Annotated in this window: 32 protein-coding genes and 1 tRNA gene; 16 read left to right on the forward strand and 17 right to left on the reverse strand. The window is 53.5% G+C overall.

The window, feature by feature from the left end:
• Positions 1-54: 54 nt before the first annotated feature.
• Positions 55-1338: a restriction endonuclease subunit S gene (locus tag GHC22_RS03255; RefSeq protein WP_153752209.1), complete on the reverse strand. Its 1284-nt coding sequence runs from the start codon at positions 1336-1338 to the stop codon at positions 55-57.
• On the reverse strand, positions 1335-2912 hold the full coding sequence (locus GHC22_RS03260; RefSeq protein WP_153752210.1) for a type I restriction-modification system subunit M: 1578 nt from the start codon (positions 2910-2912) through the stop codon (positions 1335-1337). The genes GHC22_RS03255 and GHC22_RS03260 overlap by 4 nt, the downstream gene beginning before the upstream one ends.
• 251 nt (positions 2913-3163) lie before the next feature.
• On the opposite strand from GHC22_RS03260, the gene GHC22_RS03265 reads away from it, so the two are divergent.
• From GHC22_RS03265 to GHC22_RS03320, 12 genes are all read left to right on the forward strand, one after another.
• The gene (locus tag GHC22_RS03265; protein ID WP_153752212.1) at positions 3164-4027 is read left to right on the forward strand and encodes a GTPase family protein; all 864 of its coding nucleotides are present in this window, start codon (positions 3164-3166) and stop codon (positions 4025-4027) included.
• Positions 4028-4118: 91 nt separating this feature from the next.
• On the forward strand, positions 4119-4940 hold the full coding sequence (locus GHC22_RS03270; RefSeq protein ID WP_153752214.1) for a DUF932 domain-containing protein: 822 nt from the start codon (positions 4119-4121) through the stop codon (positions 4938-4940).
• Between the two features lie 216 nt (positions 4941-5156).
• The gene (locus GHC22_RS03275) at positions 5157-5858 is read left to right on the forward strand and encodes a WYL domain-containing protein (RefSeq protein WP_153752216.1); all 702 of its coding nucleotides are present in this window, start codon (positions 5157-5159) and stop codon (positions 5856-5858) included.
• Between the two features lie 40 nt (positions 5859-5898).
• Entirely contained in the window at positions 5899-6135 is a 237-nt protein-coding gene (ypjK, locus tag GHC22_RS03280; protein WP_032181217.1) for a protein YpjK, read from the forward strand.
• A complete protein-coding gene (locus GHC22_RS03285; RefSeq protein WP_153752218.1) occupies positions 6135-6578 on the forward strand; it encodes a YfjS/YafY family lipoprotein in 444 nt (147 codons plus the stop codon). The genes ypjK and GHC22_RS03285 overlap by 1 nt, the downstream gene beginning before the upstream one ends.
• A gap of 23 nt (positions 6579-6601) precedes the next feature.
• The gene (gene ykfB / locus GHC22_RS03290; RefSeq protein ID WP_106929591.1) at positions 6602-7069 is read left to right on the forward strand and encodes a protein YkfB; all 468 of its coding nucleotides are present in this window, start codon (positions 6602-6604) and stop codon (positions 7067-7069) included.
• 76 nt (positions 7070-7145) lie between these two features.
• Complete coding sequence (locus tag GHC22_RS03295) at positions 7146-7385, forward strand: DUF905 domain-containing protein (RefSeq protein WP_106929593.1); 240 nt, start codon at positions 7146-7148, stop codon at positions 7383-7385.
• Positions 7386-7486: 101 nt separating this feature from the next.
• Positions 7487-7945: an antirestriction protein gene (locus GHC22_RS03300; protein ID WP_106929595.1), complete on the forward strand. Its 459-nt coding sequence runs from the start codon at positions 7487-7489 to the stop codon at positions 7943-7945.
• Positions 7946-7960: 15 nt separating this feature from the next.
• Positions 7961-8437, forward strand: a complete 477-nt coding sequence (radC, locus tag GHC22_RS03305; RefSeq protein ID WP_106929597.1) for a DNA repair protein RadC — start codon at positions 7961-7963, stop codon at positions 8435-8437.
• Between the two features lie 8 nt (positions 8438-8445).
• Positions 8446-8667, forward strand: a complete 222-nt coding sequence (locus tag GHC22_RS03310; RefSeq protein WP_106929599.1) for a DUF987 domain-containing protein — start codon at positions 8446-8448, stop codon at positions 8665-8667.
• Positions 8668-8686: 19 nt separating this feature from the next.
• Positions 8687-9004: a type IV toxin-antitoxin system YeeU family antitoxin gene (locus tag GHC22_RS03315; protein WP_106929602.1), complete on the forward strand. Its 318-nt coding sequence runs from the start codon at positions 8687-8689 to the stop codon at positions 9002-9004.
• A gap of 20 nt (positions 9005-9024) precedes the next feature.
• Positions 9025-9366, forward strand: a complete 342-nt coding sequence (locus GHC22_RS03320; RefSeq protein WP_106929604.1) for a TA system toxin CbtA family protein — start codon at positions 9025-9027, stop codon at positions 9364-9366.
• 161 nt (positions 9367-9527) lie between these two features.
• Here the strand turns inward: GHC22_RS03320 and GHC22_RS03325 are convergent.
• A tRNA-Ile gene (locus GHC22_RS03325) sits at positions 9528-9603 on the reverse strand.
• A gap of 125 nt (positions 9604-9728) precedes the next feature.
• On the opposite strand from GHC22_RS03325, the gene mug reads away from it, so the two are divergent.
• Positions 9729-10235, forward strand: a complete 507-nt coding sequence (mug, locus tag GHC22_RS03330; protein WP_008785849.1) for a G/U mismatch-specific DNA glycosylase — start codon at positions 9729-9731, stop codon at positions 10233-10235.
• Positions 10236-10280: 45 nt separating this feature from the next.
• On the opposite strand, the gene rpoD is transcribed toward mug, so the two are convergent.
• From rpoD to rpsU, 3 genes are all read right to left on the reverse strand, one after another.
• On the reverse strand, positions 10281-12128 hold the full coding sequence (rpoD, locus tag GHC22_RS03335) for an RNA polymerase sigma factor RpoD (RefSeq protein ID WP_003024699.1): 1848 nt from the start codon (positions 12126-12128) through the stop codon (positions 10281-10283).
• Between the two features lie 284 nt (positions 12129-12412).
• The gene (dnaG, locus tag GHC22_RS03340; RefSeq protein ID WP_003828467.1) at positions 12413-14158 is read right to left on the reverse strand and encodes a DNA primase; all 1746 of its coding nucleotides are present in this window, start codon (positions 14156-14158) and stop codon (positions 12413-12415) included.
• A gap of 237 nt (positions 14159-14395) precedes the next feature.
• On the reverse strand, positions 14396-14611 hold the full coding sequence (gene rpsU / locus GHC22_RS03345) for a 30S ribosomal protein S21 (RefSeq protein WP_001144069.1): 216 nt from the start codon (positions 14609-14611) through the stop codon (positions 14396-14398).
• Positions 14612-14847: 236 nt separating this feature from the next.
• Here rpsU and tsaD point away from each other — a divergent pair, with 236 nt between their 5' ends.
• Positions 14848-15861 (forward strand): tRNA (adenosine(37)-N6)-threonylcarbamoyltransferase complex transferase subunit TsaD, encoded by a 1014-nt coding sequence (gene tsaD / locus GHC22_RS03350; RefSeq protein ID WP_048236797.1) that lies wholly within the window; start codon positions 14848-14850, stop codon positions 15859-15861.
• Positions 15862-15949: 88 nt separating this feature from the next.
• Here the strand turns inward: tsaD and ureG are convergent, their stop codons facing one another.
• From ureG to ttdA, 10 genes are all read right to left on the reverse strand, one after another.
• A complete protein-coding gene (gene ureG, locus GHC22_RS03355; protein ID WP_003828463.1) occupies positions 15950-16567 on the reverse strand; it encodes an urease accessory protein UreG in 618 nt (205 codons plus the stop codon).
• Between the two features lie 9 nt (positions 16568-16576).
• The gene (locus tag GHC22_RS03360; protein ID WP_003828461.1) at positions 16577-17248 is read right to left on the reverse strand and encodes an urease accessory protein UreF; all 672 of its coding nucleotides are present in this window, start codon (positions 17246-17248) and stop codon (positions 16577-16579) included.
• Entirely contained in the window at positions 17248-17706 is a 459-nt protein-coding gene (gene ureE / locus GHC22_RS03365) for an urease accessory protein UreE (RefSeq protein ID WP_153752220.1), read from the reverse strand. The genes GHC22_RS03360 and ureE overlap by 1 nt, the downstream gene beginning before the upstream one ends.
• Before the next feature lie 9 nt (positions 17707-17715).
• On the reverse strand, positions 17716-19419 hold the full coding sequence (gene ureC, locus GHC22_RS03370) for an urease subunit alpha (protein ID WP_153752221.1): 1704 nt from the start codon (positions 19417-19419) through the stop codon (positions 17716-17718).
• Entirely contained in the window at positions 19412-19732 is a 321-nt protein-coding gene (locus GHC22_RS03375) for an urease subunit beta (RefSeq protein ID WP_153752223.1), read from the reverse strand. Before GHC22_RS03375 ends, ureC begins: the two co-directional genes overlap by 8 nt.
• 9 nt (positions 19733-19741) lie before the next feature.
• The gene (locus GHC22_RS03380) at positions 19742-20044 is read right to left on the reverse strand and encodes an urease subunit gamma (RefSeq protein ID WP_003024678.1); all 303 of its coding nucleotides are present in this window, start codon (positions 20042-20044) and stop codon (positions 19742-19744) included.
• A 10-nt stretch (positions 20045-20054) separates the two neighbouring features.
• A complete protein-coding gene (locus GHC22_RS03385) occupies positions 20055-20879 on the reverse strand; it encodes an urease accessory protein UreD (RefSeq protein ID WP_208924122.1) in 825 nt (274 codons plus the stop codon).
• Positions 20880-21002: 123 nt separating this feature from the next.
• A complete protein-coding gene (locus tag GHC22_RS03390) occupies positions 21003-22466 on the reverse strand; it encodes an anion permease (RefSeq protein ID WP_153752227.1) in 1464 nt (487 codons plus the stop codon).
• Between the two features lie 48 nt (positions 22467-22514).
• Positions 22515-23120, reverse strand: a complete 606-nt coding sequence (gene ttdB / locus GHC22_RS03395) for a L(+)-tartrate dehydratase subunit beta (RefSeq protein WP_153752229.1) — start codon at positions 23118-23120, stop codon at positions 22515-22517.
• The gene (gene ttdA / locus GHC22_RS03400; RefSeq protein WP_003828445.1) at positions 23117-24025 is read right to left on the reverse strand and encodes a L(+)-tartrate dehydratase subunit alpha; all 909 of its coding nucleotides are present in this window, start codon (positions 24023-24025) and stop codon (positions 23117-23119) included. Before ttdA ends, ttdB begins: the two co-directional genes overlap by 4 nt.
• Before the next feature lie 213 nt (positions 24026-24238).
• On the opposite strand from ttdA, the gene GHC22_RS03405 reads away from it, so the two are divergent.
• Positions 24239-25180, forward strand: a complete 942-nt coding sequence (locus GHC22_RS03405) for a LysR family transcriptional regulator (RefSeq protein ID WP_032945042.1) — start codon at positions 24239-24241, stop codon at positions 25178-25180.
• Between the two features lie 31 nt (positions 25181-25211).
• Here the strand turns inward: GHC22_RS03405 and plsY are convergent, their stop codons facing one another.
• On the reverse strand, positions 25212-25829 hold the full coding sequence (plsY, locus tag GHC22_RS03410) for a glycerol-3-phosphate 1-O-acyltransferase PlsY (protein WP_003828443.1): 618 nt from the start codon (positions 25827-25829) through the stop codon (positions 25212-25214).
• Positions 25830-25935: 106 nt separating this feature from the next.
• Here plsY and folB point away from each other — a divergent pair, with 106 nt between their 5' ends.
• Positions 25936-26304 (forward strand): bifunctional dihydroneopterin aldolase/7,8-dihydroneopterin epimerase, encoded by a 369-nt coding sequence (folB, locus tag GHC22_RS03415; RefSeq protein WP_003024659.1) that lies wholly within the window; start codon positions 25936-25938, stop codon positions 26302-26304.
• Positions 26305-26335: the final 31 nt, after the last annotated feature.

Genomic DNA, 26335 nt, shown 5'->3' on the forward strand with positions numbered 1-26335 from the left:
AAGAGGGATTGAGTCGCTTCCGGCACATATAAAAAAGTCAGCATCAGCGGTTAATCAGTTGCTGACGGCTTCAGGCTTTGGGAAACTGAACAGCAGGTCACGATAGTATTCGTACTGTTTCTGACGTAGCTCAATTTCACGTGGGAGGCCTTCGGTGATTGAGCTGGTCAGAGTATCGAATTTATCGAGAATGGCGACGATATTAGCCTGTTCTGCGAGTGATTTTTCAGTGTCATTGGGATATGGAATTGGTATTTTGACTTTTGCAATTCCATCAATTAATAACCTATTGACCTTTCCCCTAGAGACATGTTTCGCCTTATCATCAATGAATGCAGCTGTTTGCATCACATAAGAAATGAACTTTGGGTTCATTGAATGGCGAAGAGCATAACTGTCATCGTGGATGGCTACTTTTTCATTTCCAATCCAAGCCACAGCCTTACCAACATCTTCAACAGTCTCACCCACACCAGCCATTACAACATCACCAGGCATTGCATAGCGTAGTGATTCAGCCATATCGTCTCGGACATGAGAATGGGCATGGGTCGCAAAAACACCGTACCGCGTATATATCTCACCGTAGTGAATAACGCTGATTCCTTCTTCCACATAATCAGCTTTAGTAAAGCGCTTTCCACGAATAAATTCACCAATGTCCCCCAACGGCTTCCACTCAACTTCACCTTGATCAAAACTCAGTAGCTGGTCGCGATAGTAGTTGTACTGTTTTTTACGCATGGTAAGCTCAGCGGTAAGCTCAGCGGTAATTGCGGTAAATTTATCCAAAATCCGGACAATTTCAGACTGGATGGCGAGGGACTTTTCCGGATTGTTCGGGCAGGGGGTTGGGATAGTAATTTTCGCCATATCAGTTGCCGATACGTCTATTACTTTTGTTCCTTTGGAGTACTTTCTTTTCTCGCTTGCAAAAAATCCCGTTTGAGTGTAGTAAGCAAAATATTTCCCAATAATTTCATTATTGGGTTTGAAGATCGTGGAGTGCCCACCAGTAACGGCTTGTTCTTTTCCAAGGTATACCAACGCCTTGCCAACATCTTCAAAATTTTCACTAGTATTAGTAATAACAACATCACCAGGATTTACTTTTTTTAGCTTTTCCGCTGTTTGATGAGAAACAAATGATTTTGTAGTTTCAGTTGATAGTCCGTAAAAAGTATATATTTGACCGTAGTGAATGGCAGGTACTCCCGACTCCGTGAAATCAGATTTAGGTAATCCATTTCCACGTACTAGTTCGCCTAGATCACCCAATGGCAACCATTCAACCTCAACTCCATCCAGCAGTTTTTCCAGATAACTCAACTCGCTCATGCCTGCGCCTCAATGCCTTCAATCTCAGCCACAATCGCATCAATATCTTTACGTAACAGGTCTATTTTGCCGACGGTAGTTTTCAGCTCGGCATTCAGTTCCGCAATATCAACGATTTCTCGGGTGTTTTTGGCTTCCACGTAGCTGCTGACAGATAGGTTGTAGCCATTAGCTGCAACCTTTTCAAAAGGCACCGATGTTGCCAGATAGTCGATATCCATTTTGTTTGCGAACACTCGCATTATCTGCTGGATGTGGCCTAGATTGTCCTCATCATCGTTGTCGGTCAGGATGTTGTTATTGGTTTCTTTTTTAAACAGCTCGCTGGCATCAATAAACTGTATACTGGTATCTGTTTTGTGCTTTGACAGTACCAGAATGTTAACGGCAATAGTGGTGCCAAAGAACAGATTCGGTGCCAGTGAAATCACTGTTTCAACGTAGTTGTTATCGACTAGGTACTGGCGGATTTTTTGCTCCGCACCGCCACGGTAGAAAATACCCGGGAAGCAGACAATCGCCGCACGGCCTTTAGCTGAGAGGTAGTTCAGCGCATGAAGTACAAACGCAAAGTCGGCTTTAGATTTCGGTGCGAGTACGCCTGCCGGAGCAAAACGTTCATCATTAATCAGCGTCGGGTCATCACTGCCAATCCACTTCACCGAATAGGGAGGGTTAGAGACAATTGCATCAAAAGGTTTCTTATCACCGAAATGTGGCTCAGTCAGTGTATTCCCTAGCTTGATGTCAAATTTGTCGTAGTTAATGTTGTGAAGAAACATGTTCATACGCGCTAGGTTAAACGTCGTATGGTTAATCTCCTGACCGAAAAAACCTTCCTCAATGATGTGATCATCAAACTGCTTCTTCGCCTGCAACAGCAGTGAACCCGAGCCTGCAGCCGGGTCATAGATTTTGTTGACGTGGGTCTGACCGTGCATTGCCAGTTGAGCTATCAGCTTAGAGACGTGCTGTGGTGTGAAGAACTCCCCACCAGACTTACCAGCATTCGCCGCGTAGTTAGAAATCAAAAACTCGTACGCATCACCGAACAGGTCAATCTGGTGGTCGTTAAAGTCACCCAGCTTTAAGCCCCCAACACCTTTCAACACAGCAGCTAGGCGGGTATTTTTATCTTTGACTGTGTTACCCAAGCGGTTACTGGTGGTGTCAAAATCAGCAAACAGGCCTTTGATGTCAGCTTCAGACGGATAACCGTAGGCTGAGCTTTCAATAGCGACGAAGATACTATTTAAATCAGCGTTTAGCCTGTCGTTGGTATTCGCTTTAGCGGCAACATTGCAGAACAGCTGGCTCGGGTAGATGAAATAGCCTTTGGTTTTGATGGCATCATCTTTGATGTCATCGGTAATGATGCTGTCATCCAGTGCAGCATAGTGGACGCTAGCATCACCGGCCTCAATGTAGCTGGAAAAATTTTCACTGATAAAGCGATAGAAGAGCGCACCAAGGACGTATTGTTTGAAATCCCAACCATCGACCGACCCCCGAACATCATTGGCAATTGCCCAGATTTGACGGTGTAGTTCTGCACGTTGTTGAAGACTAGTCATTTTTATCCTGTTATTGATTTTTGGTTACGGCTATTGCTGCGATTTTATCGCAATTTGTTCTTATCGACTGTATCTATAATCAAGTTAGATAATGCCTTTTCCCGATAATCGGCTTCGTAGGCTCTACCAATTCCCCACACTTGTGTGCATTAGAAAACTCTTCGGATATATATCATTCTTCTGAACATACCTGATTAACGGCAGAACCTCATGGTCCTGCCGTTTTTGTTTTATTTTTCATAGGAGTAGTGATGAACAATTATGAAGGACTGCAGCCGCTGCAGAACTCACTTTCTGGCTTGCCGCAATGGGTGTCTGAACGCATTCTGCAACAGATAAATCAGTTAACCCACTACGAGCCAGTGATTGGCATTATGGGCAAAACTGGAGCGGGTAAGTCCTCGCTGTGCAATGCCCTGTTTGCCAGTGAGGTATCACCAGTCAGCGATGTGGCGGCCTGTACACGTGAGCCACTGCGCTTTCGCCTGCAAGTTGGCGACCGCCATATGACGCTGGTGGATCTGCCCGGCGTGGGCGAAAGTGGCGCTCGCGATACCGAGTATGCTGCACTGTATCGCGAACAACTCCCCCGGCTCGACCTGGTGCTGTGGCTGATTAAGGCCGATGACCGGGCACTGGCAGTGGATGAACATTTTTATCATCAGGTAATTGGGGAGGCATACCGGCATAAGGTGCTGTTTGTTATCAGCCAGTCGGATAAGGCCGAGCCCACCAGCGGTGGGGGGCCATTGTCCACAGAGCAGAAGCAGAATATCAGCCGCAAAATTTGTCTGCTGCATGAGCTGTTCCAGCCCGTCCATCCGGTGTGTGCCTTATCGGTCCGTCTACAGTGGGGGCTGCGGGTGATGGCCGAGCGAATGATAAAGTGCCTGCCACGTGAGGCCACCAGCCCGGTAGTGTCGCAACTCCAGTCTTCCTTTCGCACGACGATAGTCCAGGAGCAGGCTCGTAGCGATTTTGGTGAAACCGTCGGGGCCGTACTCGATAGCATCAGTGCCTCTCCCCTGATACCCGCACCTGTGCGGGCCGTCATTCAGGCCGTGCGCACCACCGTGGTCTCGGTAGCCCGCGCAGTCTGGGATTTCTTCTTCTGAGTATTTAACCCATCCCTGTTATTTCCCTGACCCTGTCGCCGATGCGACGGAGATTTCTTTTATTTGTTTTCCCATTATGAGGAGTCTGCTTATGACCCGTCTGGCTTCGCGCTTTGGCGCTGCAAATCTTATCCGTCGCGACCGCCCTTTAACCCGTGAAGAGCTGTTTCGCGTGGTGCCCAGTGTATTCAGTGAGGACAAACACGAGTCCCGTAGTGAGCGTTATACCTATATACCCACCATCTCCCTGCTCGACAGCCTGCAGCGCGAAGGCTTCCAGCCGTTCTTTGCCTGTCAGACCCGGGTACGTGACCCGGGTCGTCGTGAACATACGAAACACATGCTGCGCCTTCGTCGGGAGGGGCAGATTACCGGTAAGCAGGTGCCGGAAATCATTTTGCTGAATTCACATGATGGCACCAGTTCGTACCAGATGCTGCCGGGGTTATTCAGAGCAGTATGTCAGAACGGTCTTGTCTGTGGTGAGTCATTTGGCGAGGTGCGGGTGCCGCACAAGGGGGACGTGGTAAGTCAAGTGATTGAAGGCGCGTATGAAGTGCTGGGCATTTTTGACCGTGTGGAGGAGAAGCGGGATGCGATGCAGTCGTTGCTGTTGCCGCCACCGGCGCAGCAGGCACTGGCAAAAGTCGCGCTGACGTACCGCTTTGGTGAAGACCACCAGCCGGTGACTGAATCGCAGATCCTCTCCCCGCGCCGCTGGCAGGATGAGAGTAACGACCTGTGGACCACGTATCAGCGTATTCAGGAGAACCTGATTAAGGGCGGGCTCAGTGGCCGTAATGCCAAAGGGGGACGGTCACATACCCGGGCCGTTCGCGGTATAGACGGGGACGTGAAACTTAACCGGGCACTGTGGGTGATGGCGGAAGCGATGCTCACGCAACTGCGGTGACCGTTTCATGTTGACACGTTGTTAATATCGGACACCACCTGTCCGCATCGCAACGTGCTGGCGGTCCTTACACACCGAGGGATGGCCTGTAACCCCCGCTGCCTCTGGCTTTTGCAGAAATAAAAAATAGTTTCTGTGGTGTCCATACCCTGTCCGCCCCCTTATTTAAAGTAATCACATCATTTTCAGTCAGTTAACTTTCACGGAGAACGTCTCATGACACAGGCAGAACGCCGCCATGACCTGCTGGCTGTCAGACTGTCACTGATAATCAGCCGTCTGGTGGCGGGGGAAACGCTGAGTGTGCGTAAGCTGGCCGCTGAGTTTGGTGTGTCGGTGCGCACGCTGCGGCGTGATTTTCGCGAGCGGCTGATGTATCTGGACCTGGAGTATCAGTCCGGATATTGCCGCTTACGTACTGCTGGCAGTGAAATGCAGATGGTGCCCGACGTGCTTATCTTTGCTCACCGCAGCGGGCTGGCCGGACTTTTTCCAGGCCTTGACCGCCGTCTGGTGAACGCTCTGCTGATGTGCGATGAGTCTCCCTGCGTGATAGCACCCGCCAGTCCGGCTCCTTCGCCATCAGGCGCATTGTCTTTCTGGCGACTGATTCAGGCCATTACCGGGCGCAGGCGGGTGACGCTGATTGCCGAGGGGCAGCGCTGTGAGCGGCTGGCTCCCTGCCGGTTACTTATCCACCAGCAGGCCTGGTATCTGGTGGCTGAGCACGACGGACATATCGCCGTATTCACCCTGGATGAAATCCATCTGGTTCAGCCCTTGCAAGAGACTTTTCGCCGCAACGACAGTCTGTGCAGTCTGGTTGAAGACCCGGTGTTTATTCAGGCCTTACCCCATTTTCGCTTTATCCAGCAGTCACTGCTTGCGTTTGTTCCGGCCAACAGCTCACCAGAATAGCGCAAGCGTTGTTATCAACCCGGCAACAGGGAGGAGCCCTATGCCCGTTATTGCCATTATCGCCATTGTTGTCATCGTCATCATTCTGAACAAAACCGGGGTGTCCGACAGCCTCACGGCCCTGACCCTTGCCACTGTTGCCGCACTGCTGACGGGCGGAGGGGCAGCAGGTGCCGCCAGTGTCGCGCTGACACCGTTCGTCGGCGTGCCGGTGGGTATTTTTGTGGGAATTTATGTCTTTGCCAAAGTGGTTCGTCTGATTTCAGGAAAAAAATAATGAAACGTAAAACACTGCCTCTGCTGGCGCTGGTTGCCACCACTCTGTTTCTCAGCGCATGCGATGACAGAAGTGATGACCTGAAGGCTATCAGCAAATTCAAGGACCTCACCCCGCCGCGCTTCAGTGATGTGGTCAGTCGTCAGGATGATGTCAGCGAAGAATGGTCACAGGTTGACTACTTATCCGGTCCCACCTTGCAGATTTTACGTACCCGCCAGTCGCCCGATGGCTGCGAGGGTGGCAGTTACTACTACCTCGTGGATATGCAGGAAAAAAGCGTCCAGCCACTGATGAATGCGCTGTGTATTGCCGATAACATCAAACTGGAATACCAGGAGGTGACGGACCCGTATACCAAAGAAAGATACTTTGAGTACGCCCATGACGGCAAACTGATGGGTCGACTGCTGATACCCTCAAACCCAGAGAACCACGAATAAAAACAACGATAAAGGAAACAGAAATGATAATACGTTCACTAAGTCGGTTTGTGCTGGTGGGTGTACTGCTCGCGAGCTTTAATGCCTCTGCTATCCCGGGGTTCTGGCAGCAGGGTTACGGTCAGGGCAATACGGAATACAGTGTGACCGAAGCCAGCGGGAGGACGTTTACCATCAACTGCACAGGGAACCCGGACCAGAATGGTTTTTATCAGCATTCAGTCTTTCTTACCCTTGCCGATGACAAGATGGTCAGTTCGCACGATGACGACACTACTATCACAGTAGTGATGAACCACCAGCAATATATTATTCCGTCCAGCCTGGGCTGGCGTAACGGCGATAACGCCTGGTTTGACTTCATCAGCAATATCTCTGAGGCCGGGCAGTTCGACGTCTACGTCAATGACCACAAAGCAGGGAGCTTCACGGTGGACCGGAAGAACGCAGAGAAAGTTCTGTCCACTCTCGGAGACTGCGGTAACGACTGATAGCCGTTCCTCCTTACGCAAACCCACCCCGACAGCCATCAGGCTGCCGGGGTTTTCTTTTATCAGGAGCCCGAAAATGTCCCAATCCGTGTTGCTGCCACCGGGGCCTTTCACCCGGAGACAAGCGCAAGCGGTCACTACCACTTACAGCAATATCACACTCGAAGACGACCAGGGCAGTCACTTCCGCCTGGTGGTTCGTGACGCTGAAAGCCGGATGGTCTGGCGGGCATGGAACTTTGAGCCGAATGCCGGTGAAGGTCTTAACCGCTATATCCGCACCTCAGGCATCCGTACAGACACCTCCACCCGCTGACCGCGAAGCATTTACCCGCAACATTTCACCTCCCCGAACACACTTTATACCCCCATACGCCAGCCATCGCCGCTGGCGTTTTTATTGACGGAGACATACCCATGACAACACAGACGCAGCACGACCTCGCACCCGCTAACCGACCCGAATTTGAACTGACCGTCACGCCGGTCCCCGATGAACAGCGTATCGATTTCTGGCCGCAGCACTTTGGCACCATTCCGCAGTGGATAACCCTGGAGCCGCGTATTTTTGCCTGGATGGCGCGTTTCTGTGCGACCTACAGCGGTGGCATCTGGTCGTTCTACACCCTCAGCAATGGCGGCGCGTTTATGGCCCCTGATGTTGAAGGTGACGATAAATGGCATCTGTTCAACGGCATGAACGGTAATGGTTCGGATATGAGTGCTGAAGCCGCAGGTATTGCTGTCTGCCTGATTGCGTACAGCCATCACGCCTGTCGCACCCAATGCGATGCCATGACTGAACACTATTACCGCCTGCGGGACTACGCCCTGCAGCATCCAGAGGCCCACGCCATTCTGCGTATTATCGACTGACCGAAGGAGCAACAGATGAAACAGCTTTCCTTTTTACCCGGCGAGATGACGCCACAGGACCGGCGTCTCATTCAGCGGGCGCTCAGGGCTCTGGACCGCCACCTGCATGAGCCCGGCGTGGCCTTCACCTCTACCCACGCCGTACGTGAATGGCTGCGACTGCATATGGCCGCGCTTGAGCGGGAAGAGTTCCGGGCGTTGTATCTGGACAACCAGAATCAGTTGATTGCCCATGAAACGCTCTTCACCGGCACGATTAACCGTACCGAGGTGCATCCCCGGGAGGTGGTCAAACGTGCCCTGTATTTCAACGCGACAGCGGTGATACTGGCGCATAACCATCCTTCCGGCGAGACGACGCCCAGCCAGGCTGACAAAGCCCTCACGCAGCGACTGGTTCAGGTACTTCAGCTGGTGGATATCCGCGTCCCTGACCATCTGATTGTCGGCGGCAGGCAAATCTATTCGTTCGCTGAACACGGTCTGTTGTGAGGTATTACATGAAAATTATCAGTAAACGCCGGGCAATGACGATATACCGTCAGCATCCTGAGTCCCGAATCTTTCGTTACTGCACCGGCAAATATCAGTGGCACGGTAGCGTCTGTCATTACACCGGCAGGGACGTTCCGGATATCACCGGAGTCCTCGCGGTATACGCCGAACGCCGCCAGGACCGTAACGGGCCCTATACCTGCCTGATGAGCATCACCCTGAACTGACAATAAAAGGAGAGCCGCCATGACCCACATCATCTGGGGCCTGCAGCGGAATATCACGCCGCGCCTGGGAGCCCGTCTGGTGCAGGAGGGTAACCGACTGCACTACCTGGCTGACCGGGCCAGCATCACCGGTAGATTCAGTGACGCCGAATGCCGGAAGCTGGATGAAACATTCCCGCACTTTATCCGCCAGATGGAATCGATGCTGGCCACCGGTGAAGTCAGCCCCCAACATGCCCACTGCGTCACCCTGTACCACAATGATTTCACCTGCGAAGCCGACACCCTTGGCAGTTGCGGCTATGTATACATCGCCGTCTATCACACTCAACGCTAACGAATTTCACGAGAGCAAATATGAAAACTTTACCTGCAACAACTCAGCGGGCGGTGAAGCCCTGCCTGTCACCCGTGGCTGTCTGGCAAATGTTACTGACACGCCTGCTGGAACAACACTATGGCCTGACGCTAAACGACACGCCGTTCAGTGATGAAACTGTTATTAAGGAACATATTGATGCCGGGATTACCCTGGCCGATGCAGTCAACTTCCTGGTGGAAAAATACGAACTGGTGCGTATCGACAGGAAGGGATTTAGCTGGCAGGAACAATCCCCTTACCTTCGGGCTGTCGATATTCTGCGAGCGCGGCAGGCAACTGGCTTGTTGCAACAATGCCGTAAAAATTCGGTGCGGTGAATATTACAGGCAATGCTACTGACTTTCATCACTATCCGGGAGGGCTTGTAACGAGATGAAGAGGGCAGGGTAGCAATTCCTTACCTGACCCATTACCTGACCCAAATTGCATCCAAAGAAAAAGGAGTTAGACGATTTATCATCTAACTCCTTGTTTTATTTGGTGGCCCCTGCTGGACTTGAACCAGCGACCAAGCGATTATGAGTCGCCTGCTCTAACCACTGAGCTAAGGGGCCGTGGCGGTGGATTATAAAGTAACTCCGCGTTGCAATCCAGACATAAGCGTACGGATGCTGTTTTTATAAACAATGTATTTTCAGTCCGTTATACTGGTTCCTCTGATGTATTGTTCGGAGTAATTATGGTTAAGGACATACTGGCACCGGAGCTGCGGGTGGTGTTTTGCGGCATCAATCCGGGGCTTTCTTCCGCAGGTACAGGATTCCCCTTTGCGCACCCCGCTAATCGCTTCTGGAAAGTTATCCATCAGGCGGGATTTACCGATCGCCAGCTTAAACCTGAAGAGGCACAGCACCTGCTGGACTTTCGCTGCGGCGTGACTAAGTTTGTCGACAGACCAACGGTACAAGCCAATGAAGTGAAGCTACAAGAGATGCGTAGCGGCGGTCGTCTGCTTATTGAGAAAATAGAAGAGTATCAGCCAGCCGCGCTCGCTATCCTTGGGAAGCAGGCATTTGAGCAGGGGCTTAGCCAGCGTGGGGCGCAGTGGGGAAAACAGACGCTGACCATTGGCGCGACGCAGATTTGGGTATTGCCGAATCCCAGCGGATTGAGCCGGATTACACTGGATAAGCTGGTGGAGGCGTATCGCGAGTTGGATGATGCGCTGGTCATGCGCGGGATGTAAAGAAAAACGCCACCTAGCGGTGGCGTTTGAACTTATACGGCGAGATTAATCGTCCAGGAAGCTACGCAGTACTTCAGAGCGGCTCGGGTGGCGCAGTTTACGCAGCGCCTTCGCTTCGATCTGACGGATACGTTCGCGGGTAACGTCGAACTGTTTACCCACTTCTTCCAGCGTGTGGTCGGTGTTCATATCGATACCGAAGCGCATACGCAGAACTTTCGCTTCACGGGCGGTCAGGCCAGCCAGAACATCGTGCGTTGCGGCACGCAGGCTCTCGGTGGTCGCAGAGTCCAGCGGCAGCTCGAGGGTGGTATCCTCGATGAAATCACCCAGATGCGAATCTTCATCGTCGCCGATTGGCGTTTCCATGGAGATAGGTTCTTTAGCGATTTTCAGCACTTTACGGATCTTGTCTTCCGGCATCAGCATGCGCTCAGCCAGTTCTTCTGGCGTCGGCTCGCGGCCCATCTCTTGCAGCATCTGACGGGAGATACGGTTGAGCTTGTTGATAGTCTCAATCATATGTACCGGGATACGGATGGTACGCGCCTGATCCGCGATCGAACGGGTGATCGCCTGACGGATCCACCAGGTTGCATAGGTGGAGAACTTGTAACCACGACGGTATTCAAACTTATCAACCGCTTTCATCAGACCGATGTTACCTTCCTGAATCAGATCCAGGAACTGCAAGCCACGGTTGGTGTATTTTTTAGCGATAGAGATAACCAGACGTAAGTTCGCTTCAACCATCTCTTTTTTCGCACGGCGGGCTTTCGCTTCACCGATGGACATGCGACGGTTGATATCTTTAACCTGCTCGATGGTCAGGCCGGTTTCTTCTTCAATCTGCTGCAGTTTCTGCAGGCCGCGGTGAACGTCATCTGCAACGTCGTGCAGTTTTTCAGACCACGGTTTGTTCATCGCGATTGCCGCGTTGAACCAGGTTTCACTGGTTTCGTTGCCAGTGAACAGGGTGATGAAGTTTTTCTTCGGCATTTTGCACTGCTCAACGCAGAGCTTCATGATCAGACGTTCCTGAGTACGCACGCGGTCCATCATGACGCGCATGCTGTTTACCAGGTAGTCGAACTGCTTCGGCACCAGGCGGAACTGTTTGAACACTTCAGACAGCTTCTGAATTTCTTCCTGTGCGGCAGCATGGCTGCGGCCTTTCGCTTTGATGGTGTCGCGAGTGATTTCGTACTGAGTACGCAGTTCACCGAATTTTTCACGCGCTAACTCAGGGTCGATGCTGTTGTCATCATCGCTGCTGTCGTCGTCGCCATCTTCTTCATCTTCATCTTCATCGTCATCCATCTCTTCCTGAGAGAGTTCAGAACCGACGTGGGTCGCCGTTGGCGCCATGTCTTCTTCCGCATTTGGATCGACAAAGCCAGTGATCAGATCGGAAAGACGTGCTTCTTCAGCTTCTACGCGATCGTACTGCTCAAGCAGGTAGGTGATAGCTTCCGGGTATTCGGCAACGGAGCATTGAACCTGGTTAATCCCGTCTTCGATGCGTTTAGCGATGTCGATTTCGCCTTCGCGGGTTAACAGTTCAACGGTACCCATTTCACGCATGTACATGCGGACCGGGTCAGTCGTACGACCGATTTCGGACTCAACGCTGGACAGAACCTGGGCAGCCGCTTCTTCCGCGTCTTCATCGGTGCTGTTGGAGGTTTCAGCAAGCAGCAGATCATCGGCATCAGGTGCTTCTTCCATCACCTGAATACCCATGTCATTGATCATTTGGATGATGTCTTCGATTTGATCTGAATCGACGATATCTTCCGGCAGATGGTCATTGACCTCGGCATAGGTCAGATAGCCTTGCTCCTTACCACGTTGGACAAGAAGCTTCAGCTGTGACTGCGGGTTTTGCTCCATAAGACGGTATCCACACTTAATTCGTTTGATTGGTGTTGGGCGGTAAAACCGCCAACGGCAAAACGAGGGCATACTTATATTTTGCCGCTGCCTCTCCGTGCGGCTGTCGGGGGCTTCCCGATCGATATTCGGCAGTTAAGCCGTTAAATACTTCATCTTTCACGTTGTCTCTGCGTTAGCTGCGTTCTCTCTTCCTGGTCATGTACTTATGTACACTCCCAGGCGTTCGTTCACTTGCTGCCTTGATACAACGCGAATGATTTTGTCTTTGTTTTGTCTTTCTCTTATTTCTTGGCCAGTTCCTGGTTCAGTGTCCAGAGTTCCCGGCGTTCTTCGCTGCTTAAACCGTGTGTGCGCTCACGAGCTATCAACTCTTCCTGGCGCAGTTCAAGCATCGAATCAAACATATGGTTGAGTGAGTCGGTGAAGGTTTTTTCCGCGATATCTTTATCTGCTATATCGTCCCACATCGACAGTTTTTCAAGGGTCGCAGCATCATTTGTGCCACGGTAGTGTTCTAAAAGTTGCCCGGTGGTCAGACCTGGCTGAGCCAGACAAGTGTTGACCAGTTCTCTGAATAAGCCAAGTCCAGGCAGCTTATTACTATCCAGTGCGCCTAACGGTGGAACCAGCGGGGCGAGGCCCGGGTTCTGTACCAGCAGCCCTATAAGTATACGCATGGTCGTACGTTTTAGCTGTGGAACAGGGCGGGAAGCCCCATTTTCTGCCAGTTTAGGCATTAAACGTTCAAGCTGGCTGTCATCCAGAATGCCGAGCTTGTTCCCCAACTCCTGTCGCAGGTAAATGCGCAACGTTTCGCCTGGTACCTGAGTAATCAGAGGTAATGCCAGCGTACTGAGCTGTGCGCGTCCGTCCGGGGTACTCAAATCCACCTGCGGCAGCAGGCTGTTAAATAAAAACGCGGAGAGCGGCAGCGCCTGCTCCATCCGGGCTTCAAAGGCCTCTTTCCCTTCTTTACGCACCAGCGTATCGGGGTCTTCGCCGTCAGGTAAAAACATGAAGCGTAGCTGGCGTCCGTCTGTCATATAGGGCAGTGCGGTTTCCAGTGCGCGCCATGCTGCGTCGCGTCCGGCACGGTCGCCGTCGTAACAGCAAATTACGTTGTTCGTCGCGCGGAACAACAGTTGGATGTGATCGGCAGTAGTTGACGTCCCTAGGGATGCCACGGCGTAGTTAATGCCGTATTGCGCCAGCGCCACCACATCCATATAGCCTTCTACCACTAACAGGCGCTGTGGATCGGCGTTATCCTGCTGGGCTTCATAAAGGCCATACAACTGGCGGCCTTTATGGAAAATATCGGTTTCCGGGGAGTTCAGATATTTCGGCAGGGCATCGCCCAGCACGCGTCCACCAAAACCAATGACCCGACCACGTTTGTCGCGAATGGGGAACATCACCCGTTCGCGGAAGCGATCGTAACTGCGTCCCTGATCGTTGGTGACCAACATCCCCGCATCGACCAGCGATTTGCGATTCTCAGCATTGCCGCCAAACCGTTTCAGGACGTTGTCCCAGCCGGGGGGCGCAAAACCAATAGCAAAACGGGTGATAACGTCGCTACTTAATCCTCGCTTTTCCAGGTACTGGCGCGCAGGGGTAGCGGCGGGCTGCATCAAAGACTGTTGATAAAAAGTGTTCAGGCCGTCCATCAATTGATAAAGGCTTTGCCGTTGATGGCGCTCTATCTGACTGGGGCCACTGCCTGCTTCATAGGGCACTTCAAGGTTGTGCATTGCGGCCAGTTCTTCGACGGTTTCCACAAACTCGAGCTTGTCGTAGTTCATGAGAAAGTCGACGGCGTTGCCATGCGCGCCACACCCAAAGCAGTGATAAAACTGTTTTTCACCGTTTACGGTGAAAGAGGGGGTTTTTTCGTTATGGAACGGACAGCACGCGTGATAATTTTTGCCCTGCTTTTTCAGCTTTACCCGCGCGTCGATGAGATCGACGATGTCGGTTCTTGCCAGCAGGTCATTGATAAAAACGCGAGGAATTCGTCCAGCCATAAGCCCCTGTTTTTTGATGACTCATATACACAAAATCATTCAGGATGCATCAAGGCGGCAAGGAAGCGAATCCTCAGGAGCGTACAGCAGTACGTGACTGGGGTGAGCGACTGCAGCCAACACTGAGGCAGCTTGAATGATGACGTGTATAAACGAAAATAAGCCGCGCATTCCTTCCGGAAGCACGGCCTTACAACTACAACTCAGTCTGAATTGAGAGCTTTGGCTCTCAATGGATTAGTACAGACGAGTACGGCGTGCGTTTTCGCGAGCCAGTTTCTTCGCGTGACGTTTCACAGCAGAAGCTTTAGCGCGCTTACGTTCGGTAGTCGGTTTTTCATAGAACTCACGACGACGAACTTCCGCCAGAACACCTGCTTTTTCGCATGAACGCTTGAAGCGACGCAGTGCTACGTCGAACGGCTCGTTTTCACGTACTTTAATTACCGGCATGTAACTCTCACCTTTAATAAATTCGGTTTGCCGCTGGCATCAACGCCAGCTTATTTCAAAATGGTGCGGAATTTTACTGCAATTGCTGCTGCTTTGTAAAGCACCGACGCGATTTTGAAAGGGACTTTTATAAGGACAAGGAGTATACACGAGCGAAACTCCTGGGGCGAACAAAGTTTTACATCAACCCGCATTGGTCCTACACTGCGCGGTAATAGAGCGAGGTAAAACAAGTCATGCGTGTACTGGGTATTGAAACATCCTGCGATGAAACCGGCATCGCCATTTACGACGATGAAAAAGGTCTTTTAGCCAACCAATTGTATAGTCAGGTGAAATTACATGCTGACTACGGCGGCGTGGTGCCAGAACTGGCCTCGCGCGATCACGTACGTAAAACCGTACCGTTGATCCAGGCCGCGCTGAAAGAAGCGGGACTGACGGCAAAAGAGATTGATGCGGTAGCGTATACCGCAGGTCCTGGTTTGGTTGGCGCGCTGCTGGTTGGCGCAACCGTAGGACGTTCGCTGGCGTTCGCCTGGGGCGTACCGGCAATTCCTGTGCACCACATGGAAGGGCATCTGCTCGCGCCAATGCTGGAAGATAATCCCCCTGCGTTCCCGTTCGTCGCGCTGCTGGTTTCCGGCGGTCACACGCAGCTGATCAGCGTCACCGGTATCGGTCAGTATGAATTGCTGGGCGAATCGATTGATGATGCTGCCGGTGAAGCGTTCGACAAAACCGCCAAGCTGCTGGGATTGGATTATCCTGGTGGCCCTTTGCTGTCAAAGCTGGCATCACAAGGCGTTGAAAAACGTTTTGTCTTCCCGCGTCCGATGACTGACCGTCCGGGGCTGGATTTCAGCTTCTCAGGTTTGAAAACCTTCGCTGCGAATACCATTCGTAATAACGAAAATGACGATCAGACCCGCGCTGATATCGCCCGTGCGTTTGAAGACGCGGTAGTTGATACGCTGATGATCAAGTGCAAACGCGCGCTGGATCAAACCGGTTTTAAACGTCTGGTGATGGCGGGGGGCGTGAGTGCGAACCGTACGCTGCGCGCAAAACTGGCCGAGATGATGCAAAAACGTCGTGGCGAAGTGTTTTACGCGCGTCCGGAATTTTGTACCGATAACGGGGCGATGATCGCCTACGCGGGCATGGTGCGCTTTAAAGCGGGTGCAACGGCGGATCTTGGCGTGACCGTGCGCCCACGCTGGCCGCTGGCGGAATTACCGGCAGCATAAGTTTTTTTTGCCCGGTGGCGCTGCGTTTACCGGGCTTACAAAACCGTAGACCGGGTCAGGCGAATCCGCCGCCCGGCGATAGCTCTCACTACATCCGCAACATTCCTTTCTCTTCCAGAAACGCGATAATTTTTTCCAGGCCTTCTCCAGATTTTAAATTACTAAACGTCCATGGACGCTCGCCGCGCATGCGCAAAGTATCGCGCTCCATCACCTCCAGCGATGCGCCGACGTAAGGGGCAAGATCGGTTTTATTGATCACCAGAAAATCGGATTTGGTGATCCCCGGACCACCTTTACGCGGGATCTTCTCGCCTTCAGCAACATCGATCACATAGATCGTCAGATCCGCGAGTTCCGGGCTGAAGGTGGCGCTCAGGTTATCGCCGCCGCTTTCCACAAAAATCAGATCCAGATTGCCGAATTTCTCGCTCAGCGCTTCTACGGCGGCCAGATTCATCGACGCATCTTCGCGGATGGCGGTATGCGGGCAGCCACCGGTTTCCACGCCGACGATCCTCTCTGGCTCCAGTGCGCCCGCCTCGGTGAGAATGCGCTGATCTTCTTTGGTGTAGATATCGTTGGTCACCACCGCCAACTGATAGCTGCTGCGCATGGCTTTGCATAACGCTTCCAGCAGCGCCGTTTTGCCGGAGCCAACCGGGCCGCCAACGCCCACACGCAGGGGATGCTTGTAGTTACTCATTTTTTCTCCTCAGGAGCGGAATAATCGGGAATATTGGGTTTCATGCCGGGCAGACGCGATAGCGGCCAACGGCGTTGCGGAGCCGAGGCTGGTGTCAGGACACGTCAGCGCCTGTGCCAAACCCTGCGCATAGCGATCGCAGAGCGCAATAATCAAACGCTGGGCCGCCTGTTGTCCAAAAGGAACCAGCTTGACGCCAGCCATGACAGCGCTCTCAATCCAGCTGTAGCCGAGGCTTAACGCCAGCTCCGTCAGTGGAATTTTCCAGCGCACGCCCAGCCAGGCCATGCCGCAGAGTTGGCTGTCGACAAAGAGGGTGCGCCATTCTCGCGAGCAATCCGACTCCCAGTCGGTGACCAGCCGCGTAAACGCCGCACCCCGACTGCGTTCTTCATCCCGCAGTTCGCGGGTTTCGCGACAGGCCAGCAGGTAAGCGCTCCAGCGGCGTGCTGCGTCGAGATCGTCCAGCTCACAGGCGCGATACAGTCTCGCCAGCAGCGGTAGGTCAACGGTAAAAAAGTTCTGCTCCATCTGCTGGATTTGCCAGGCAGAGAAGTCATCGACGCTTTTCACCCAGCCGATTTCCACCGCCCATTCCAGACCCTGGGACCAGGTAAATGACCCTACCGGGAGCGCGCTGCTGGCGAGCTGCATCAGACGTAGCTGTTGGCTGTTATGCATCAGTGCGCATGACCATGGTGATGCCCGTGTGATTCACTGGCATAAGCGCCTGCTTCAGGTTCAAACGGCAACTGGGCGAATGTCACCTCAAGGTTGAACTGGCGCAGCATGTCGTCCAGCACATGATCGTGATGGTAACGCAGTTCATCAGGCAGGATTTGCAGCGGAACGTGGCGATTACCGAGGTGATAACAGGCTTTGGCGAGCAGGAAAGGATTGGCGCAGCGCACCACGGAAACCGACTCCGGTGCGGCGATCACTTCGATCACTTCGCTGCCATCTTCGGTACTTAGCAGATCGCCACCGCGCAGCAGCAAACCACGCGGTAGCATTAGCCCGGCTTCGCGACCGTCGTTCAGTGCTACCCTGGCGCGACTTTTTACCCGGACATCAATGGGCAGCGTGACGCTTGCAGTAACGCGGTGAGCGTGGTCAAGGCGTTGGGTCAGATAGATCATCGTTACTCCTCAAAACAGAAAATAGCGTTGCGCCATCGGCAAAACATCTGCCGGTTCGCTGGTGATAAGTTCGCCATCAATACGCACCTCGTAAGTCTGAGCATCGACGGTGATATTGGGTTGCAGGCCGTTGTGGATCATGTCGACCTTTTTCACCGTCCGGCAGCCTTTGACGACGGCGATAGCGCTTTGCAGATTGAGCTGCTGCGGGATGTTTTGCGCGTCAGCGGCCTGCGAAATAAAGGTCAGCCGGGTGTGGTGCCGCGCTGCGCCAAGCGCGCCGAACATCATGCGGTAATGCACTGGCTGCGGGGTGGGGATCGAGGCGTTGATATCGCCCATTGGCGCGCAGGCAATCATCCCTCCCTTGACGATCGTCGCCGGTTTTACGCCAAAAAAGGCGGGCGACCACAGCACCAGATCGGCCAGTTTGCCAGGCTCAACGGAGCCGACTTCATGGGCGATACCGTGGGTTAATGCCGGGTTGATGGTGTATTTGGCGACGTAGCGTTTAACGCGCAGGTTGTCGTTGTCACCGGTTTCTTCTGCCAACGGGCCACGCTGAACCTTCATGCGGTGCGCCACCTGCCAGGTACGCAGGATCACTTCGCCCACGCGCCCCATCGCCTGTGAATCGGACGAGGTTAGGGAAAACGCGCCAATGTCATGCAGCACATCTTCGGCAGCGATTGTTTCCCGGCGAATGCGGGATTCGGCAAAGGCCACGTCTTCGGCGATATCCGGATCGAGGTGGTGGCAAACCATCAGCATGTCGAGATGCTCGTCGATGGTGTTGACGGTATAGGGCAGCGTCGGATTCGTGGAGGAGGGCAGAATATTCGGATGCGCGCAGGCGGTGATGATATCCGGCGCATGGCCGCCGCCCGCGCCTTCAGTGTGAAAAGTATGAATGGTGCGATCGCCAATCGCCGCCAGCGTATCTTCAACGAATCCGGACTCGTTGAGCGTATCGCTATGCAGCGCGACCTGGATGTCCATCTCGTCGGCCACAGTCAGCGCGCAGTCGATAGCGGCAGGCGTGGCGCCCCAGTCTTCATGGATTTTCAGGCCAATTGCGCCCGCGCTGATTTGCTCGCGCAGGGCGTCAGGGTTTGAACCATTGCCTTTGCCCAGCAAACCGATGTTAACCGGTAACGTGTCTGCCGCCTGCAGCATGCGCGCGATGAACCAGGGGCCCGGCGTGCAGGTGGTGGCGTGAGTGCCTGCCGCCGGACCGGTGCCGCCGCCGATCATCGTCGTCACGCCAGAAACCAGCGCCTCCTGCGCCTGCTGTGGGCAAATCCAGTGAATATGCGTATCCACGCCGCCCGCGGTGACGATCTTGCCTTCCCCGGCAATGACTTCAGTTCCCACGCCTATCGGGATCGTGACGTTGGGTTGAATATCGGGATTACCTGCTTTGCCGATGGCGAAGATCCTGCCGTTTTTGATGCCGATATCCGCTTTCACGATCCCCCAGTGATCGACGATCAGCGCGTTGGTTATCACCAGATCCACGCATGCATCGGCGCGCATTTGTCCCTGGCCCATGCCGTCGCGGATCACTTTTCCGCCGCCGAATTTGACCTCTTCGCCGTAGGTGGTGAAGTCTTGTTCCACCTCGATCCACAGGTCGGTATCCGCCAGGCGCACTTTATCGCCGGTGGTTGGGCCAAACATGTCGGCGTACGCCTGCCGGGAAATGTCACTCATTATCTGCCTCCAGTGCGCCCATCACTTCGCTGTGAAAACCCACGATCCTTTGTGCACCAGCAACTCGCACCAGTTCGACTTCGCGTTTTTGTCCTGGCTCAAAACGCACCGCAGTGCCCGCAGCAATGTTCAGACGAAAGCCGCGTGCGGCCAGCCTGTCAAAGCGCAGCGCCGGGTTTACTTCGTAAAAGTGATAGTGCGATCCCACCTGGATGGGTCTGTCGCCATGATTTTCCACCACGATCGTGCAGATCTCCCGCCCCTGATTAAGCGCAATAATGCCTTTTGCAATCTGATATTCACCTGGGATCATTGCCGCTCCTTAGACGATCGGGTTGTGGACAGTGACCAGCTTCGATCCGTCCGGAAATGTGGCTTCAACCTGAATATCCGGGATCATCTCCGGTACGCCTTCCATCACCTGATCGCGGCGCAGGACGTGACGCCCGTCTTCCATCAGCGCGGCCACGGTTTGCCCGTCCCGCGCCCCTTCCATGATGAAAGCACTAATTAGCGCCACCGATTCCGGGTAGTTCAGCTTCAGCCCGCGGGCCAGGCGACGTTCCGCCACCAGCGCGGCGGTAAATAGCAACAGCTTGTCTTTTTCTCTGGGGGTCAGTTCCATAAGGGGTCTCTTAGGTTTGCCAGATTCGCGGTAGTACGGGTGCTTTGTGCGTCAGCAGCGGGCGCAGGAATTGCCAGATGTCACGCATAACGCGCACAACGATCAGATTGTCGTTCGCAAGAAAACGGATTGTCAGCAACGAATCGTTAAGCGTTGCCCCGGCGTAATCGCCAAGCGCCGTAAGCCGCTCCCGCGTGCCCTCGAGCATATGTTCGCTGGCCGGATAACACAGCAACGTGCCGACCCAGGGATGATGTGCGACGCCGCTCAGATTCCCCTCCTGCAACTGCAAGCGTTCTATCAGCAGTGGCTGCCCATCTCGCCATACTTCCAGGCGGTTTTGCAGCGTGCCGTAATTGAAGGTCTCCTGCATAACCGGTCGGCCAAGACATAGCAGATCCCAGGCCAGCAGGCGGCTTGCGGATGTCAGATGAAAGACGGTCTGAATAGCGGCGTTGGCGCCGGGAAAGAGGATCGTATCCTGCGGCAACCACTCCAGCGTCGCGTGAGGAGTGAGGGTAAAATGCTGGCGCAGTAATGCCTGCGGTCCACGGCTGCGGTAAAACTTTCCCGCGCCAGGCTGGGTGATTAACGCGTGGCTGTTTTCGTCGAGCGTTACGGCGATATGGAGCTCATCCCCGCCGACGATCCCCGCCGGCGGATGAAGTAAATAGAGATGGCATACGTCCTCTTCCGGGTAAAACGGGCGTTGAACCGTCAATGGACCATGATGACGCGCCGAGGCGAGCACCGTTTTGTGCCCGGTGCAGGTAAAATGCAGATCCAGTTCGGCCTGCCAGCCCCGTGTGAGTGTCTCGTGCGCAACCGTGTCCAGAGCGTTTCCCCTATCAGCATGAGGGTGTTTGCATACAAAAAAGTATGCCTCAGCGCGTCGGGAAATCGATCATATGAGAAGCTTATGGATAAAGGGGCGACAATACGCCGCCCCACCAGGGTTTTACAGTAAAACGAGGGGCATCCAGACCAGACCGGTAATCACCAGTAGCACGAGGAAAATCAGGCCAAAAATAGCACCGAGTCGCCAGTAATCTACCGTTGGTAAATAGCCGCTGCCGTAGTAGATAGGGCTAGGGCCGGTGGCGTACGGGGTCAGAATGCTGCCCAGACCAATAGCGGCGCCGACCATCAGGCAGAAGACCGGTAGCGGGATTTCCGGCATCGCCAGCGCGGCGGCAATCATCATCGGTGCGAGGGCGGAGGTATAGGCTGTGGCGCTGGCAAAGAAGTAACGCAGCAGATAGAACACCACGATCAGTGCTACCATCACCATCATCGGGGAATAACCGCTCAGCCCGTTTGCCAGCAGCTTGCCGAACCAGGTAATAAAACCGGTGTTATTGAGCCCGGTGGCCAGCGTGATCAGCGAGGCCAGCCAGAAAAAGACGTTCCATGCGGCTTTATTGCTGACGATGTCATCCCAGCTAATGATGCGCAGTACCAGCATCAACGCCACCACGCTGTATCCGACCATCGCGGCGTCAATATAATCGCCGCCGAAGATCCACAGCACCAGCGCGCCGACCATCAGCACCAGCATCTTTTTCTCGCGAGCGCAGAGCGGTCCCATCGCTTTTAGTTCAGTATCCGCCCAGCGTGGAACCTGATCGCCGGATTTCAGCTCCGGTGGATATAACACGTACGCCAGCCACGGCACGATCAGCACCAGTAAAATGCTCAGCGGCAGCATGCCTAAGAACCAGTCACCCCAGCTCAGCGCGGTGTGGGATGCGCCTTTCATCAGACCGATCAACAGCAGGTTCGGCGCCATTGCCGTTAAGAAAATGGCGCTGGTAACGCAGTCAGCGACAATGCCCATCCACATGATGTACGAGCCAATAGAGCGTGAACTGTCGCTATTGGGTTGTGAGTTATACAGCGGCGGCAGGTTGCGGATAATCGGGTAGATTATTCCGGCCCCACGGGCGGAGTTGGAAGGTGTGACGGGAGCGAGGATAAGTTCGGAGAACATCACCGCATAGCCGAGAAACAGCGTCCTATGCCCCATCTTTTTCACCAGCATCAGCGCGATTCGCCGACCGAGTCCGGTTTTCTCATAGCCCGTGCCAAACATAAAGGCCGCGAAGATCAGCCAGATGACCGAGTTTGAAAAGCCAGATACCGCCCACGACAACGATTTGGCGGTAAATTTAAAACCGTCCTGCGCGAGTTGCTCCGGGCTGAACAGCAGCCACGGAGAAAGGACGGCGATGATCGAAATGCCAATCATCGCCACTACCGCGCCCGGTACAGGTTCCAGAATAAGCCCGACAATCACACCGGTAAAGACGGCAAAATAGAGCCAGGTGTGGCTCTCAAGACCGGTGGGGACGGGTAGAACAGCAATAATGGCGATGACCACCAGCGGAGCCAGGTATCGCCACCAACCAGCTAAAGGTGCCATTGTTGTATCCCTACGAAAGGGGAGAGGCGTGGCGCCTCTCCGGGAGGGTTATTTGATGTAATGCACGTGCTCGCAGATTTCATCGACGATAGGGTCGCGACGTTCAGCGAACAGCTTTTTGTTTTCAGCGATCAGGTTATTGCCGTGGGTATCGATGGAAACGATCAGCGGGCCGAACTCTTTTACCCGACACACCCACAGGGACTCCGGCATGCCGAGTTCCGTCCAGTGCACCTCTTCGATCTCCTCAACCTGGGTTGCCGCCACGACCGCGCAGCCTGCCGGGAAGATGACGTGCAGCGCTTTAAACTGCTTGCAACTTTCTTCCGTCAGCGGTCCCATGCCGCCCTTGCCGACCACCAGTTTGACGCCAGTCTGTTCGATAAAGTCTTTCTCAAACGCTTCCATACGCATGCTGGTGGTTGGGCCGACGGAAACCATTTCCCATTTTTCACCGTTCTTACGTACGATCGGGCCTGCGTGGAAAATGGCTTTGCCGTTCAGGTCATAAGGAATCGGGCGCTTCAGTTCGATCAGGCGGCGGTGGCAAACGTCACGGCAGGTCACCAGCGTACCGGTCAGGTAAATGACATCGCCAACGCGAATGTCTGCCAGATCTTCGGCTTTGATCGGGGTTGTGAGGATCTTTTTCATAACGCGCTCCGGGTGTGAGACAGGTTTTCGAAGGAGAGGTCAGCATGAACCAACAGCGTGCCGCGACGGTGGGCCCAGCAGCCAGTAGAGACGGCAACGCCGATAGTCGACGGGTGGCGCGCAGCGGATTCGATATGCACACCCATCACCGAGCTATTACCGGTCAATCCTTGCGGACCAATGCCCAGACGGTTAAGTCCTTCTTCCAGACGCAGTTCCAGTTCGGCCGCTTTCGGATTCGGATGACGTGAGCCGATAGGGCGCAGCACCGCTTTACGAGAAAGAACGGCGGCGGTTTCTACGGAGGTGGCAATACCTACGCCCACCAGCACTGGCGGACAGGCGTTGACTGCCAGCGTGGAGATATTTTCAAAAACAAATTTCACCACACCTTCGTAGCCCTCAGAAGGCATTAACACTTTCGAGCGTCCCGGCAGCGTACAGCCGCCACCTGCCATGTAGACTTCGATTTCCGCGTCATCGTTATCAGGGATGATGTCCCAGGTGACCCACGGCACACCGGTACCTGTATTTTTGCCGGTATTCACTTCGTCAAAAATCTCGACCGCGTTATGGCGCAGCGGCGCTTTTACCGTGGCGTCTTCAACGGCCTGCTTCAGAATGCTTTGCAGTTCGCCGAGGAGCGGAAAACGGGAACCGACCTTCACGAAGAACATAATCTCGCCGGTGTCCTGACAGGCTGGGCGGTTCAGGTCGATAGCTTTCTGCATGTTGTCAAACATGGTGTGGTAGATGATTTTACCCATCGGCGAGGTTTCGCCTTCACGCAGCTGTTTTAATTTATCCACGACGTCATCGGGCATGCGGGTAGAAATCATGGCGGTAAAATCAGCGACAATGTTCGTCAGCGTATTTATCGCATTTTGGTTATTTTGATTGCTCATCTTGTTAACTCCAGTTCTTTTATTTATCTGGAAATAAATTCTCCGCCACAAACTACCACTAAAAATGTGGATTAATATTATTTGCCACTGTGAATATCTAATTAACAGTTCGTGAATGATGTCCGGATAAGGCAATAAAAATTGCGCAAAGGCAGGGTTTAAGACGCATGAGAGAATTACACTGCGGTGAACAACATTACGGATAGACCGATCATGCTGAACACGTATCCCCTTGCGAAAGACCTGCAGGTGTTGGTTGAAATTGTGCATAGCGGCAGCTTCAGCGCCGCCGCCGCGACGCTGGGGCAAACGCCGGCGTTTGTGACAAAACGCATTCAGATCCTAGAGTCCACGCTGGGGACGACGCTGCTAAGCCGCTCAGCGCGTGGTGTAGCGCTCACGGAGAGTGGTCAACGTTGCTATGAACATGCGCAGGCGATCCTCGCGGGCTATCAGCATCTGGTCGATGACGTCACGCAACTCAAAACGCGCCCGGCAGGGATGATTCGTATCGGCTGTAGTTTTGGCTTTGGGCGCAGTTATATTGCACCGGCAATTACCGAATTGATGCATAGCTACCCTGAATTACAGGTGCATTTTGAGCTTTACGATCGGCAAATTGATTTGGCGCAGGATAATATCGATTTGGATATTCGTATTAATGACGAGATACCGGATTATTATATTGCGCATTTGTTAACGAAAAACAAAAGAATATTGTGTGCGGCCCCACCGTATTTACAAAAATACGGTGAGCCGATGACGTTACAGGAATTAAGTCGTCATGATTGTCTGGTCACCAAAGAACGCGATATGACTCACGGGGTGTGGGAACTGGACAATGGTCAGGAGAAAAAGTCGGTCAAGGTGGCGGGACATCTTTCCTCTAACAGCGGTGAGATTGTGTTGCAGTGGGCGCTACAGGGAAAAGGGATCATGCTGCGTTCTGAATGGGATGTGCAGCCGTTTCTGGCCAGCGGTGAACTGGTGCGTGTGCTGCCGGACTATGCGCAGAGCGCTAATATCTGGGCGGTTTATCAGGAGCCGCTGTATCGCAGCGTGAAGCTGCGCGTGTGCGTGGAATTTCTGGCGACGTGGTGTCAAAACCGATTAGGCAAACCGGTGGAGGGGTATCACATCCCCCACGCCGGATAAGACGCCGTTGCGTCGCTATCCGACAATAAAATCACTCGGGGTCTCGTTCGCGTTTTTTCTTCAGCTTGGTCCAGATCTTCGGCTCCTGACGACGCCACAGACGCTGAATGTTGTCATGGTGACGAAGCAGAATTAAGCACGACAGCATGGACACGGGGAAAGTGAACTGGGGATTGAACCACCAGACGTAAAAAGGGGCGATCAACGCGCTGACGATAGCGCCTAACGACGAGTAGCCGCTCAACAGGACGGTCAGCAGCCAGGTCCCTGCCATCACGCCAGTTAAGTCCCAACCAATTGGCGCAATCGCGCCAAAAGCGGTGGCAACGCCTTTCCCACCTTTAAAGCCGAAGAACACCGGCCAAATGTGGCCCAGACAGGCGGCGATTGCGATCAATCCCAGCCAGAAGGGGCTGACGCCTAGCGCATAGGCACCCCAGACGGGTAACATACCTTTCAGGACGTCGAAAATCAGTACCGCGACGGCGGCTCCCTTGCCACCGATGCGCAGCACGTTTGTCGCGCCCGGATTCCCAGAGCCGCTGTCGCGCGGGTCCGGCAATCCAGCAAGGCGGCATACCAGAATAGCACTGGAAATTGAGCCACAGAGGTACGCGAAGATAATCATTCCAGGCGCGATTGCACTCATAAGCTGTTCCGTTTTGAAAATGTCGTGTAAAACGCTACTTCTGTGGATAATACGCATATTTCGCCGGAAGTGGTATCCGGGTTAGCCAAAAAGCAGGCAGGTCGTGATGGATATTGTATTTATAGAGCAACTTTCTGTAATCACCACTATTGGTGTTTACGACTGGGAACAAACGATCGAACAACGGTTGGTGTTCGATATCGAAATGGCATGGGATAACCGCAAATCGGCTAAAAGCGATGATGTGGCTGATTGCCTGAGCTATGCTGATATTGCTCAAACGGTTGTTAATCATGTGGAAGGTGGGCGCTTTGCGCTGGTAGAACGGGTTGCGGAAGAGGTGGCGGATCTGCTGCTTAGCCGCTTTAATTCTCCCTGGGTACGGATCAAACTCAGTAAACCTGGCGCGGTAGCCCGTGCGGCGAACGTCGGGGTTATCATTGAGCGTGGCAATAATCTGAAAGAAAATAATTAATTTAATAATTTCTAAAACAAACGGGTATAAA

The sequence above is a fragment of the Citrobacter sp. H12-3-2 genome, assembly GCF_009649895.1.
GTDB lineage: Bacteria > Pseudomonadota > Gammaproteobacteria > Enterobacterales > Enterobacteriaceae > Citrobacter > Citrobacter portucalensis.